This window comes from Sphingomonas sp. CCH10-B3, assembly GCF_001556185.1.
Taxonomy (GTDB): Bacteria; Pseudomonadota; Alphaproteobacteria; order Sphingomonadales; family Sphingomonadaceae; genus Sphingomonas; species Sphingomonas aquatica.
In genome coordinates this window covers 69,367-81,596 of sequence record NZ_LSIJ01000021.1, presented here as the reverse complement: position 1 = coordinate 81,596, position 12,230 = coordinate 69,367, and the positions used below count along the sequence as shown (strand labels likewise).

At 65.6% G+C, this 12,230-nt stretch carries 14 protein-coding genes; 11 read left to right on the top strand and 3 right to left on the bottom strand.

Annotated elements, in window-relative coordinates:
- Positions 1 to 16 precede the first annotated feature (16 nt).
- Positions 17 to 1,378 carry a protein adenylyltransferase SelO family protein gene (locus AX672_RS05055; RefSeq protein ID WP_066649177.1) on the bottom strand — a complete coding sequence of 454 codons (1,362 nt, stop codon included), beginning with the start codon at positions 1,376 to 1,378 and terminating at the stop codon, positions 17 to 19.
- Between the two features lie 37 nt (positions 1,379 to 1,415).
- Here AX672_RS05055 and AX672_RS05050 point away from each other — a divergent pair, with 37 nt between their 5' ends.
- The 4 genes from AX672_RS05050 (at position 1,416) to AX672_RS05035 (ending at position 6,103) form a co-directional block, all read left to right on the top strand.
- A complete protein-coding gene (locus AX672_RS05050; RefSeq protein ID WP_066649168.1) occupies positions 1,416 to 2,315 on the top strand; it encodes an alpha/beta fold hydrolase in 900 nt (299 codons plus the stop codon).
- Between the two features lie 16 nt (positions 2,316 to 2,331).
- Positions 2,332 to 3,456: a glycosidase gene (locus AX672_RS05045; RefSeq protein WP_066649165.1), complete on the top strand. Its 1,125-nt coding sequence runs from the start codon at positions 2,332 to 2,334 to the stop codon at positions 3,454 to 3,456.
- A gap of 42 nt (positions 3,457 to 3,498) precedes the next feature.
- On the top strand, positions 3,499 to 4,632 hold the full coding sequence (locus AX672_RS05040; RefSeq protein ID WP_066649162.1) for a glycosyltransferase: 1,134 nt from the start codon (positions 3,499 to 3,501) through the stop codon (positions 4,630 to 4,632).
- A gap of 67 nt (positions 4,633 to 4,699) precedes the next feature.
- The gene (locus AX672_RS05035) at positions 4,700 to 6,103 is read left to right on the top strand and encodes an NAD(P)H-dependent flavin oxidoreductase (RefSeq protein WP_066649159.1); all 1,404 of its coding nucleotides are present in this window, start codon (positions 4,700 to 4,702) and stop codon (positions 6,101 to 6,103) included.
- Between the two features lie 227 nt (positions 6,104 to 6,330).
- On the opposite strand, the gene AX672_RS05030 is transcribed toward AX672_RS05035, so the two are convergent.
- Positions 6,331 to 6,741, bottom strand: coding sequence for a phosphate-starvation-inducible protein PsiE (locus tag AX672_RS05030; RefSeq protein ID WP_066649153.1), 411 nt, complete (start codon positions 6,739 to 6,741; stop codon positions 6,331 to 6,333).
- Positions 6,742 to 6,884: 143 nt separating this feature from the next.
- Between AX672_RS05030 and AX672_RS05025 the strand changes: the two genes are divergently transcribed.
- Complete coding sequence (locus AX672_RS05025) at positions 6,885 to 7,097, top strand: hypothetical protein (RefSeq protein ID WP_202189239.1); 213 nt, start codon at positions 6,885 to 6,887, stop codon at positions 7,095 to 7,097.
- 4 nt (positions 7,098 to 7,101) lie between these two features.
- Here AX672_RS05025 and AX672_RS05020 read toward each other — a convergent pair whose 3' ends face one another.
- Positions 7,102 to 8,112 (bottom strand): 2-hydroxyacid dehydrogenase, encoded by a 1,011-nt coding sequence (locus tag AX672_RS05020; RefSeq protein WP_066649151.1) that lies wholly within the window; start codon positions 8,110 to 8,112, stop codon positions 7,102 to 7,104.
- A 99-nt stretch (positions 8,113 to 8,211) separates the two neighbouring features.
- Between AX672_RS05020 and AX672_RS05015 the strand changes: the two genes are divergently transcribed.
- The 6 genes from AX672_RS05015 (at position 8,212) to AX672_RS04990 (ending at position 12,191) form a co-directional block, all read left to right on the top strand.
- Complete coding sequence (locus tag AX672_RS05015) at positions 8,212 to 8,706, top strand: SH3 domain-containing protein (protein ID WP_066649353.1); 495 nt, start codon at positions 8,212 to 8,214, stop codon at positions 8,704 to 8,706.
- A complete protein-coding gene (locus AX672_RS05010; protein ID WP_066649150.1) occupies positions 8,703 to 9,185 on the top strand; it encodes a GNAT family N-acetyltransferase in 483 nt (160 codons plus the stop codon). The genes AX672_RS05015 and AX672_RS05010 overlap by 4 nt, the downstream gene beginning before the upstream one ends.
- 111 nt (positions 9,186 to 9,296) lie before the next feature.
- Complete coding sequence (ndhC, locus tag AX672_RS05005) at positions 9,297 to 9,671, top strand: NADH-quinone oxidoreductase subunit A (RefSeq protein ID WP_066649147.1); 375 nt, start codon at positions 9,297 to 9,299, stop codon at positions 9,669 to 9,671.
- Complete coding sequence (locus tag AX672_RS05000) at positions 9,662 to 10,201, top strand: NuoB/complex I 20 kDa subunit family protein (RefSeq protein ID WP_066649144.1); 540 nt, start codon at positions 9,662 to 9,664, stop codon at positions 10,199 to 10,201. Before ndhC ends, AX672_RS05000 begins: the two co-directional genes overlap by 10 nt.
- Positions 10,198 to 10,968: an NADH-quinone oxidoreductase subunit C gene (locus AX672_RS04995; RefSeq protein WP_066649137.1), complete on the top strand. Its 771-nt coding sequence runs from the start codon at positions 10,198 to 10,200 to the stop codon at positions 10,966 to 10,968. The genes AX672_RS05000 and AX672_RS04995 overlap by 4 nt, the downstream gene beginning before the upstream one ends.
- Entirely contained in the window at positions 10,965 to 12,191 is a 1,227-nt protein-coding gene (locus AX672_RS04990) for an NADH-quinone oxidoreductase subunit D (RefSeq protein WP_066649135.1), read from the top strand. The genes AX672_RS04995 and AX672_RS04990 overlap by 4 nt, the downstream gene beginning before the upstream one ends.
- Positions 12,192 to 12,230: the final 39 nt, after the last annotated feature.

The following is a 12,230-nucleotide window of genomic DNA, read 5'->3' as shown; positions in this document are numbered from 1 at the left end:
TGCCAAGCGCTGCCGATCAACCTGCGAGCGCGGCACCGAAAGCGCGGATCGCCGCAACCTTCGCCTCGAACGGCGCCCAATCGTCGCGCTCGGCAATCGCGGCCCAGATCGCCTCGACCTCGTCGATCAGCATGGAGCAGGGTGGGCCATTCCAGAAGCCATCGTCGCGGGCCTTGCGCGGGCGATAATCGGCGAGCGCGACGCGCGCTTCGTCGAAGGCGTCGCCGAGCGCATCGGGAATGCGTCCGCCGAAGCTTGCGTGAAAGAAATCCGCGAGCGGCGTGGCGCTTGCGCGCAGCCCGCGTTCGATCGCCTGAATGACCGCGACATCGCTTCGCCCACGCGGAATGACGCCAAGCCGCCACAGGATCGCCTCGGTGACTGCGGGCTGATAGGCATCGCCGAAGCGGTCGAGCACCTCGATCAGCGGCGCCGCTTCGACAAGCTGGCGCAGCGACACCGCGAGCTGCATCACGTCCCAGTGGATCGCCTCGGGCTGGCGACCGAAGGCGTAGAGGCCCTGATGGTCGAAATAGGCTGCCGTAAAGCCCGGGTCCCAGGTCGGTGCGAACCGCCACGGGCCGTAATCGAAGCTTTCGCCCGAGATGTTGATGTTGTCGCTGTTGAGCACGCCGTGGACGAAGCCCGCTGCCATATATTGCGCCGCCAGCCGGGCAGTGGTGCCGACGACGAGGTCGAGCAGCCGCACCGGATCGCCGCTCGTATCGCCATAGTAGTGGCGCAACGCATAGTCGGTAAGCCGTTGGAGCCGATCGGTGTCCTGGAAATAGGCGAGCCGCTGGAACGCGCCGATGCGGATGTGGCCGTGGCTCAGCCGCACCAATACGGCCGAGCGGGTCGGTGAGGGCTCGTCGTTGCGCTCAAGCGCCTCGCCGGTTTCGATCAGCGAGAAGCTTTTCGACGTCTCGACGCCCAGCGCCTCAAGCATCTCGGTGGCGAGAATTTCACGCACACCGCCCTTCAGCGTGAGGCGCCCGTCGCCGAAGCGGCTGTACGGAGTCTGCCCCGACCCTTTGGTGCCCAGATCGAGCAGGCGCCCGCGATCATCATACATCTGCGCGAACAGGAAGCCGCGCCCGTCGCCGATGTCAGGGTTATACACCCGGAACTGATGCCCGTGATAGCGTAGCGCGAGCGGCTGCCGGAGCGAGCCGGAGAGCGGCGCAAACCGCCCGAAATGGCTGATCCACGCCGCATCATCGAGGTCGCCCAGCCCGACCCGCTCCGCCCAGCGCTGGTTGCGGAAGCGCAGCCGCGTCTCCGGGAAGTCGGCGGCAGTGACGGGATCGAAAAATCCCTCCCCCAGCGTCAGGATGGCAGCGGCGGGGCGATAGGCGGGTTGCGGGGCGATGGGCATCCGGCGATATGGGGCCGCACAACGCAAGGACGCAACCATGGCCAGCGCCGAAGATCGTCATTGGGAGAGCCGCTATTGGTGGTCGCGCGACGGTCTGCGGCTGCACGCGCGCGACTATGCGCCGCGCGATGCCGCGGGGGCGGAGCGGCCGCCGATCCTGTGCCTGCCGGGACTGACCCGCAATGCTCGCGATTATCATGCTGTTGCCGACCGGCTGAGCGCGCAGTGGCGCGTGCTCGCCGTCGATTTTCGCGGGCGCGGCGACAGCGGCTATGCCAAGGATCCGATGAGCTATGTCCCGCTCACTTATGTGCAGGACATTGAGGCGCTGCTGACCGAAATCGCTGCCGATCGCTACATCGCCATCGGCACGTCGCTTGGCGGGATCGTGACGATGCTACTGGCGGGCGCCGCGCGCGAGCAGATGGTGGGCGCGCTGTTGAACGATGTCGGGCCAGACATTGACCCGGCGGGGCTGGCGCGCATTCGCGGCTATGTCGGGCGCAGCCACACCTGGCCGACGTGGATGCACGCCGCGCGCTCGGTCGCCGAGGCGAATGGCGATGCCTATCCCGATTATGCGATCGGCGATTGGCTGGCGATGGCCAAGCGGCTGTACCGCGTCAATGCGGCGGGGCGGATCGTGCTCGATTACGACATGAAGATCGCCGAGCCGTTCCGGGTGCCCGGCAACGAAGCCGGCCCCGACATGTGGCGTGCGCTCGACCAGCTGAAGGGCAGGCCGGTTGCGATCGTGCGCGGCGCGCTGTCCGACATCCTGCCCGAAGCGACCGCCGCGCGGATGGCAGCCGAGCTGCCCGAAGCGACGCTCACCACCGTGCCGCGCACCGGCCATGCACCGACGCTCGCCGAACCCGAAGCAATGGCGGCGATCGACGCGCTGCTGGCGCGAATCGTGGAACAAGCCGGCGGCTGATCGCTTGTCCGCCGCAATGGCTGCCCCCGCGCATCTTGCCGACCGGCTGATCTTCACCCCGCGCGACGTCGATCTCGCGCGCTCGCCGCTGGCGGGGCAATTGGGTGCAGAAACCTATGTGCTCGGCGCGTTCAATCCGGGGCTGACGCGGCTGCCGAACGGCAATCTGCTGCTGATGGTGCGCGTGGCAGAGGCATTGCGCGCGCCGGTGCAGGGCGAGCAGGTCCGCGCGATCCGCTGGACGGCGGCGGGCTATCGGCTTGATGCCTGGCCGGTCGAGGCAGTCGATATGCGCGACCCCCGCGTCTTTGCCCTGCGCGACTGTGTATCGAAAACGATCGCGCTGACCTCGCTGTCGTGGCTGCTGCCGGTCGAGCTGACGCCCGATGGCTCGGCGGTCGTCGGCGTCGACTACGCCCGGGCAATCGCGCCGAGCGCGCCCTATCAATGCTATGGCATCGAGGATCCGCGCATTTCGCGAGTTGGCGACCGCTGGCTGATGACCGTCTGCTCGATCAGTCCGGAGCGGCAGGCGACCTCGCTCTATTCGTCGACCGACGCGCGCGACTGGACGCTCGAAGGGCTGGTGCTCGACCATCAGAACAAGGATATGCTGATTTTCGAAGGGCTGATCGGCGGGCAATATTGGGCGCAGACGCGGCCCTTGGGCGATGTCTATTTCGCCTATCCTCCCGACAGCGCGTGGGTGAGTGGCCCTGCGATCAACCTGGCGACCTCGCCCGATGCGCTCCACTGGCGCCCGTGCGACCGCCCCGGCATTCGCCCCCGCGCCGGGACGGCGGCGACCGCGCGGATCGGCGGGGGCGCGCCGCCGATCCTGACCGATCGCGGTTGGCTTAGCTTGTGGCACGGCGTCGAGCCCAATGACGGAGTGGGCAGCTATCGCACCTACTGGTCGCTGCTTGCTGCGGCCGACCCGGCGCGCCTGATCGCAACCGGCGACACTCCGCTGATCGAGGCGGCGCCAGCGCTCACCGCGCCGCTCGACGACCTGATGTACCTCCGCGATATCGTCTTCACGACCGGCATCGTCGATGCCGGCGATCATTACATTGTCGCGAGCGGCGAGGCCGATCTCGCCTGCCGGATCACTCACATCGACAAGCGCGCCTTAACCTGAAGGGGCTGGCAAGCGCGGCAAACCACGCTAACGGAAAAGGCGATGGCGGCGATCCATATCCTGCACTTGCATTCGAGCTTCGATCTGGGCGGCAAGGAAGCGCGGGCAGTCCGGCTGATGAATGCGTTCGGCGACGTCGCGCGCCACACGATCGTTTCCGGCGTGCCCGACGCGCTGGGCGCGCGCGACGCGATCGCCAAGGGCATTGCCTGGGAAATCGCGCAGAATCCGCCGCCGCTGACCGGCAAGCCTTCGGTCGCGCGCTATGAAGCGATTGCCCGGTTCATGCGCCGGTTCGATCTGGTGCTGAGCTATAACTGGGGCGCGATCGACGGGGTGATGGCGCGGCGCGTGTTCGCCAAGGATGCGCCGCCGATCGTCCATCACGAGGACGGCTTCAATGCCGACGAAGCGAACGGGCTCAATCCGGTACGCAACATGTACCGCCGGATGGCGCTGGGCGCCGCACATGCGCTGGTGGTGCCGTCGCGCACGCTGGAGGCGATTGCGCTCGGCGCTTGGAAGCAGCCGCCGGCGCGCGTGCGCCGCATCGTCAACGGTATCGATGTGGCGCGCTATGCGGCCGCGCCGGACCCGCGCGCGATCCCCGGCTTTCGCAAGAAACCGGGCGAAGTCGTGATGGGTACGCTGGCGGGCTTGCGCGCGGTGAAGGACCTGCCGTTGCTGGTGCGCGCCTTTGGCGGATTGCCGGGTAAGGCACGGCTGGTGATCGTCGGCGAGGGGCCCGAACGCGGCGCGATCGAAGCGGCGGCGGCGGCAATGGCGGTCAGCGACCGCGTGCATTTGCCGGGTTTCCTGCCCGATCCGGCGCGCTACGTCGGGCTGTTCGACATACTTGCGCTGTCGTCGCGCAGCGAGCAGTTCCCGATCGCGGTGGTCGAGGCGATGGCAGCGGGCCTGCCCGTGGTCGCGCCGCCGGTCGGTGACGTACCCACGATGGTGTCGGCGGAGAACCAGCCCTATCTCGCGCGTTCGGGCATTGAATTGTGGCTGCGCGACGCGATGCAAGCGCTGGCGGTCGATGCCGGGCTCCGCGCGCGCATTGGTGCCGCGAACCGGTTGAAAGCGCAGACGGAATATGCCGAGAGCATCATGATCGACGCCTATCGCAGGCTTTATGCCGAAGCGGCAGGCGTACCGGGGATTTTGGGGTGAGGCCGAATTTTGTCGAAATCTTGCCCAATTGCGTTATGAATGTGGCTTTGGTGCTAGGGAGAAGTGGGTGTTCAAGGGCTTGAAGCCGATCGTCTATGGCGGCCAGGAAGTCTGGCCGCTGGTGGAGGGCGGCAAGGGTGTCGCAGCGACCAATCACGCCAGCGCAGGCGCCTGGGCCGCGGCAGGCGGCATCGGCACGGTTTCCGCCGTCAATGCCGACAGCTATGACGCGGACGGCAAGATCATCCCGCAAATCTACCGCGCGCTGACCCGGCGCGAACGTCATGAGGAACTCGTCAACTACGCGATTGAAGGCGCGGTGCAGCAGGTGCGGCGCGCGTTCGACATTGCCGGTGGCAAGGGCGCGATCAACATCAACGTCCTGTGGGAAATGGGCGGCGCGCAGCGGGTGCTGCACGGTGTGCTCGAACGCACGCGCGGCATGGTCGCGGGCGTGACCTGCGGGGCGGGCATGCCGTACAAGCTGTCCGAAATCGCCGCGTCCTACGAAGTCAATTACTTGCCGATCATCAGTTCGGCCCGCGCCTTCCGCGCGCTGTGGAAGCGGGCCTATTCAAAGGCGCAGGAATGGCTTGCCGCGGTTGTTTACGAAGACCCGTGGCTGGCGGGCGGCCATAATGGCCTGTCCAACGCCGAAAACCCGCTCGAGCCGCAGGACCCTTACCCGCGCGTGAAAGCGCTGCGCGAGACGATGCGCGAAGGCGGCATTGCCGATTCGGTGCCGATCGTGATGGCTGGCGGCGTCTGGTACCTGCGCGACTGGAACGAGTGGATCGACAATCCCGAACTCGGCCAGATCGCGTTCCAGTTCGGCACGCGGCCGCTGCTGACGCAGGAAAGCCCGATCTCGCAGGAGTGGAAGGACAAGCTCACCCGGATCGAGCCGGGCGAAGTGCTGCTGCATCGTTTTTCGCCGACCGGTTTTTATTCGAGCGCGGTTCGCAATCCCTTCCTGCGCATGCTCGAAGCGCGGTCGGAGCGGCAGATTCCCTATTCGACCGAAGCCGCGGGCGATCACCAGTATCAGCTCGACGTCGGCGTGAAGGGCAAGAATTTCTGGGTGACCAAGGGCGATCTGATGCGCGCGCGCAGCTGGTATGGCGCGGGCTTCACTGACGCGCTGAAGACGCCGGACAACACGCTCGTGTTCGTGACGCCGGAGGAAAAGGCGACGATCCGCAAGGACCAGAGCGACTGCATGGGCTGCCTGTCGCAATGCGCTTTCTCGTCATGGATGGACAGCGAGACCAATTCGACCGGACGCCTCGCCGATCCGCGCAGTTTCTGCATCCAGAAGACGCTGCAGGACATCGCCCATGGCGGCGACACCGATCAGAACCTGATGTTCGCGGGCCACGGGGCGTATAAATTCAAGCAGGACCCGTTCTATTCGAACGGTTTTGTTCCGACGGTGAAGCAGCTGGTCGACCGGATTCTGACGGGGGATTGAGGGTTTGCGAGAGAAGCGTAAGGCTGTTTTCGCGCCAATTGCTCCCGCTCATTGCGTACGGAACGACTCTCAAAATCCACCGTGGCCCCGTGTCAAGCACGGGGCGATGGGCCAAGGTGGATTTGATCCATCAGGCGCAATTGCGGGTAACGCTGCCCGTCCGTTTTCCACCAATAGAATCCTCTGCGTCATCGGAATCGCGCCGCCGGACCGTGCCCAAGCCGAGCCTACGCCGCATCCCTGCGCGATCGCAGGATGATCATGATTGCGACCGACAGCAGCAGGATCGCGCTGGCTTCGAACACGATGTTCTCGGGCTTCATTTCCTTGCCCTGCAGCACGATGAGACGCGACAGCGCGGTGATGGCGATGAAGATCGGATAGACGAACGGCGAGGCCGAGCCGCGCCCGGTATAGAACACACCGATCATGCTGATGACTTCGGTGTAAAGAAACATCTGGAGGATATCGGCGAGGGTGACCGTCATTGTCGCGGTGACCGAGGCGATTTCGCGCGCGACCGCGCCGATCGTCAGCAGCGCGATGATGATCAGCAGGCCGTGTTCGAGCAGGTGAAAGCTGGTGACGGCAAAGCTGCTGATCGCCTTGTCGGTGGTGGTCTGCTCGTCCGGCTGCATCGCATGCGCTCCCCCGTTGTCGGGTGTAACTTACGCCAAAATGGTCCGGACGCCTATCGCGGTGCAGTGGGCCATCGCTCACCCGCAATTAACTGTTACGGTGTAGGCGGTTGAGCGAGCCAAAGACGCGGCGGGGAGACGGCATGTTCTATTCCATTACCTATTTGATCGGCTTGATCGTCGGCCTGGTCGTGGCCTTCATCGTTGTCGGCATTCCGACCGGCATCGTGCTGAAGCGGGTGGGCTATTCGGAATGGTGGGCGCTGGTGCTGTTCATCCCGGGCGGGGCGCTGGTCGGGCTGTGGGTGCTGGCCTTCGCAAATTGGCCCGGCCCGGACGTGCGCGTCCGCAAGTAACGGGTCAGACCCACCCCTCCAGCACCTGGTCGGGCGGGCGGTGGCCGTCGGCCCAGACGCGGATGTTGGTGATGACTTTTTCGCCCGAAGCCATGCGGCCTTCGTAAGTGGCGGAGCCCATGTGCGGGGTCATCACGACATTGGGCAGTGCGAGCAGCCGCGGGTCGATCTGCGGCTCGTGGCGCCACACGTCGAGTCCGGCGCCGGCCAGCCGCCCGCTTTCGAGCGCATCGGTGAGCGCTTCCTCGTCGACGATGCCGCCGCGCGAGGTATTGATGACATAGACATGCGGGCGCAGCAGCGCGATCCGCTCGGCGCTCAGCAGATTTTCGCTGTCGGCATTGCGCGGCGTGTGCAGCGTCAGAATGTCGATATTGGCGAGCATTTCGTCGAGATTGGGGTGCCACTGCGCGCCCAACTCGGCCTCGACCACTTTGGGCAGCCGGTTGCGGTTGTGGTAATGGATCGACAGGCCGAAGGCGCGTGCGCGGCGGGCGACGGCCTGGCCGATCCGGCCCATGCCGATAATGCCGAGCGCCTTGCCGCCGATACGGTGACCGAGCATCCCGCCCGGGCTCCAGCCCTTCCACTGGCCCGACCGCACGAGCTTTTCGCCTTCCGCCAGCCGGCGCGGGACCGATACGATCAGCGCCATCGTCATGTCGGCGGTGTCTTCGGTCAGCACGCCGGGGGTGTTGGTGACGATGATGCTGCGGCGGCGGCACGCCTTCAGGTCGATATGGTTCACGCCCGCGCCGAAATTGGCGATCAGCTTCAGCCGCTCGCCCGCCGCGTCGATCAGCGCGGCGTCGATGTCGTCGGTGACGGTCGGCACGAGCACGTCACAGTCCTGCACCGCCGCGACCAGCCGTTCGCGGGTATAGGGCGTGTCGTCGCGGTTGAGCGTGACGTCGAACAATTGCTCCATCCGCGCCATGACCTCGTCGGACAGCTCGCGAGTCACGACAACTTTCGGATTGGGCACGCGGGGCAGGGGGCGTCTCATATCGGGCATGGTCAAGGCTTGGCGTGTCGTCCGGGCGGCGTCAACGGTGGTTGAAATGGGGTCGCGTCAACCGGTAGAGCCTTGAGGGCCAACTCCGGGGGAATGACGATGCGATCGTTGCGTTGCGTACTGATCATCGCGCTGCTGGCTGCTGGGCTGGCTGCCGGGCTGGCGACGGAGGCCGACGCGCAGAAGCGCCGATTGCCCTATTATGCGTCGATCGATGCGTCGAAGGCCCGGATGCGCACCGGGCCGGGACGCGAATTTCCCGCGACCTGGCTTTACCAGCGCAGCGGCCTGCCGATCCGCGTGATCGCGGTCTACAAGGAATGGCGCAAGGTCGAGGATCCCGATGGCGCGAGCGGCTGGATGCAGGCCAATCTGCTGAGCGACACCCGCACGGGCTATGTGATGGGGACCGAGGCGCAATTGCTCGAACGGCCGCAGTTCGGCGCGCGATTGCTCTGGCGCGCAGCACCCGGCGTGGTCGGGCGGATCAGCAAATGCGCGCGCGGCTGGTGCTGGCTCGATGTGCGCGGGCGCGGCGGCTATGTCGAGGTCAACCGGCTGTGGGGCGTTGATCGCGACGAAGTAATCGGGTGACCGGCTGGCGGATCATCGAGGATGATCTGACCGGCGACGCGATCCGCGCACTGATGACGTTTCATGTGCAGGCGGCGCACGCCAACACGCCCGCCGCGCATGCCTTTGCGCTCGGCGTCGAGGCACTGCGGGCGCCGGGGATCACGCTGTGGAGCCTGTGGGAAGCGGGGGCGCTGCTCGGCTGCGCGGCGCTGAAGGATCTCGGGCAGGGCGAAGGCGAGCTGAAATCGATGCGCACTGCGCCCGACCAGCTGCGCCGCGGCGTGGCAGCGGCGCTGCTCGACCATGCGATTGCCGAGGCACGGCGGCGGGGCTGGCACCGACTCAATCTCGAAACCGGCACCGATGCCAGCTTTGCCCCGGCCTGGGCGCTCTATCGCCGGTTCGGCTTCAGCGATTGCGGCCCCTATGCCGATTATGTCGAAAGCGACCATAACCGCTTCATGACCCTGGCCCTGAACCTTGAAAGAAAAGGCTAATTTCGGGCGGCGCATGTTTTCCTCGCAACCGCACCATCGCGGCCTTGCCCCTGCCGGACCATCGTCCTAGAAGCGCCGCAATTCCTCCCTCTGGACACAAAGAGAGCCGTTTTGGTCGATCTTTCCCAGTATCTGCCGATCTTGCTTTTCCTGGGCGTGGCCCTCGTGCTGTCGTCCGCGTTCGTGTTCCTGCCGATGCTCGTCTCGCGGCTGACCGGCACGCACAACCCGACGCCGGAAAAGCTCACCGAATATGAGTGCGGCTTCCCCGCATTCGAAGACAGCCGCAGCCAGTTCGACGTGCGTTTCTACCTCGTCGCGATCCTGTTCATCGTCTTCGATCTCGAAGCGGCGTTTCTGTACCCGTGGGCGGTATCTGTCTTCAAACTCGGCTGGGTCGCGTGGTTTTCGATGATGATCTTCATTTTCGAACTCGCGCTGGGCCTTGCCTATGCGTGGAAAAAGGGAGCGCTCGATTGGGAGTAGAGCTTGAGCGGGCACCGGCCGCCGGAACGCTTCCGGACGTCGGCTTCCTCAACGACATCAATGCCGAGCTGGGCGACAAGGGCTTCCTCGTCACATCGACCGAGGAGCTGTTCCAGTGGGCGCGCACCGGATCGCTGTGGTGGATGACCTTCGGGCTCGCCTGCTGCGCGGTCGAGATGATCCACGTCAACATGCCGCGCTACGACCTCGAACGCTTCGGCGCGGCGCCGCGCGCGAGCCCGCGCCAGTCGGACGTGATGATCGTCGCGGGGACGCTCTGCAACAAGATGGCGCCCGCGCTGCGCCGGGTTTACGACCAGATGTCGGACCCGAAATATGTGATCTCGATGGGGTCGTGCGCGAACGGCGGCGGCTATTACCACTATAGCTATTCGGTGGTGCGCGGCTGCGACCGGATCGTGCCCGTGGACATCTACGTCCCCGGCTGCCCGCCGACCGCCGAGGCGTTGCTGTATGGGATCATGCAGCTCCAGCGGAAGATCCGCCGGGTGGGGAGCCTGGACCGGTGAGAGCGCCTGCGCCTGCCTATGCCGCCAATGACGGCGTGATCGATGCCGCCCGGGTCGCGCTCGGCGAGATGATCGTCGAGACGCTCGATGCGGTCGGCGAAGTCACACTGACGGTCGACCGCGACCGGCTGGTCGAGGCGATGACCTTGCTTCGCGACACGCCGGGGCTGGCGTATCAGCAGCTGATGGAAATCGCGGGTGTCGATTATCCCGAGCGGCCTGAGCGGTTCGACGTCTGCTATCATCTGCTCAGCCTGACCCGGAACCACCGCCTGCGCGTGCGGGTGACCACCGACGAGGTCCAGCCGGTGCCGTCGGTGACCGGGCTGTGGCCGGTCGCGGGCTGGCTCGAGCGCGAAGTGTACGACATGTACGGCGTGCTGTTCAGCGGCAATCCCGACCTGCGGCGCATCCTGACCGACTACGGCTTTCGGGGGCATCCGCAGCGCAAGGACTTCCCGCTCACCGGCTATGTCGAGCTGCGCTACTCCGAAGAATCGAAGCGCGTCGTCTACGAGCCGGTCAAGCTCGCGCAGGATTTCCGCACCTTCGACTTCACCTCGCCGTGGGAAGGCGCCGAGTACGTCCTGCCCGGCGATGAAAAGGCGGCCGCGCCGGCGCCTGCCGCACCCGCACCTTCACCACCGCCGCCCACGCCCAAGGTGACCGAAACCACCGCCCAGTCCGGCGCGGGCAAGCCGCACCCGCATGCCGGCCCCGAGCCCAAATCGCCCGACGTGAACCCCGGCAAGGGGCAAAACCGATGACCGACCAGACCGCCACGATCGCCCCCGAAATCGACCCCGAAACGGGCGAGATCGCGATCGAGAATTACACGATCAACTTCGGCCCGCAGCACCCGGCGGCGCACGGCGTGCTGCGGCTGGTGATGGAGCTCGACGGCGAGATCGTCGAGCGGCTCGACCCGCACGTCGGCCTGCTCCACCGCGGCACCGAAAAGCTGATCGAGTACAAGACCTATCTTCAGGCACTGCCGTACTTCGACCGGCTCGATTACGTGTCGCCGATGTGCATGGAGCACTCCTATGTGCTCGCAGTCGAAAAGCTGCTCGATCTCGAAGTGCCGCTGCGCGCGCAATATCTGCGTGTGCTGTTCGCGGAACTGACGCGCATTTCCAACCACATGCTCAACCTGGCCAGCCATGTCATCGACGTCGGCGCGCTGACGCCGGGATTGTGGATGTACGAACTGCGCGAAGACGTGATGAACTTTTCGGAGCGGGCATCGGGCGCGCGGATGCATGCCGCCTATTTCCGCCCGGGCGGCGTGCATCAGGACGTGCCGCTCAAGCTGCTGAGCGATATCGGCGACTGGGTCGACACGCGCGTGCCGCGGCTGTTCGAGGATGCGATCAGCCTTGTCGCCGACAACCGCATCTTCAAGCAGCGCAATGTCGACATCGCGGTGGTGAGCCGCGAAGACGCGATCAAATGGGGCTTTTCGGGGCCGATGATCCGCGCGGCGGGCATTCCGTGGGATTTGCGCAAGTCGCAGCCCTATGATGCCTATGCGCGGATGAATTTCGAGGTGCCGGTCGGCACGCGCGGCGATTGCTATGACCGGTTCATGGTCCGCGTCGAGGAAGTGCGCCAGTCGGCGAAGATCATCAAACAGTGCCTGAGCGAAATGCCCGACGGGCCGATCGCCAGCCTCGACCGCAAGGTGGTGCCGCCCAAGCGCGGCGAGATGAAGCAATCGATGGAAGCGCTGATCCACCACTTCAAGCTCTATACCGAGGGCTTCCACGTCCCCGCGGGCGAAGTCTATGTCGCGACCGAAAGCCCCAAGGGCGAGTTCGGCGTCTATCTGGTGAGCGACGGGACCAACAAGCCGTATCGCTGCAAGATCCGCCCGACGGCGTTTTCGCATTTGCAGGCGATGGATTTCATGAGCCGGGGCCATATGCTCGCGGACACGACGGCAATTTTGGGCGCGCTCGACATCGTGTTCGGGGAGTGTGACCGGTGATGGAGGCGCCCCTGCGCGATCGTCATGCTGAACTTGTTT

Coding starts and splice junctions, on each gene's coding strand:
- AX672_RS05020 (WP_066649151.1), bottom strand. CDS start 8,112: ATGCCCGATATGAGACGCCCCCTGCCCCGCGTGCCCAATCCGAAAGTT.
- AX672_RS05055 (WP_066649177.1), bottom strand. CDS start 1,378: ATGCCCATCGCCCCGCAACCCGCCTATCGCCCCGCCGCTGCCATCCTG.
- AX672_RS05040 (WP_066649162.1), top strand. CDS start 3,499: ATGGCGGCGATCCATATCCTGCACTTGCATTCGAGCTTCGATCTGGGC.
- AX672_RS05025 (WP_202189239.1), top strand. CDS start 6,885: ATGTTCTATTCCATTACCTATTTGATCGGCTTGATCGTCGGCCTGGTC.
- AX672_RS05045 (WP_066649165.1), top strand. CDS start 2,332: ATGGCTGCCCCCGCGCATCTTGCCGACCGGCTGATCTTCACCCCGCGC.
- AX672_RS05015 (WP_066649353.1), top strand. CDS start 8,212: ATGCGATCGTTGCGTTGCGTACTGATCATCGCGCTGCTGGCTGCTGGG.
- AX672_RS04990 (WP_066649135.1), top strand. CDS start 10,965: ATGACCGACCAGACCGCCACGATCGCCCCCGAAATCGACCCCGAAACG.
- AX672_RS05030 (WP_066649153.1), bottom strand. CDS start 6,741: ATGCAGCCGGACGAGCAGACCACCACCGACAAGGCGATCAGCAGCTTT.
- AX672_RS05050 (WP_066649168.1), top strand. CDS start 1,416: ATGGCCAGCGCCGAAGATCGTCATTGGGAGAGCCGCTATTGGTGGTCG.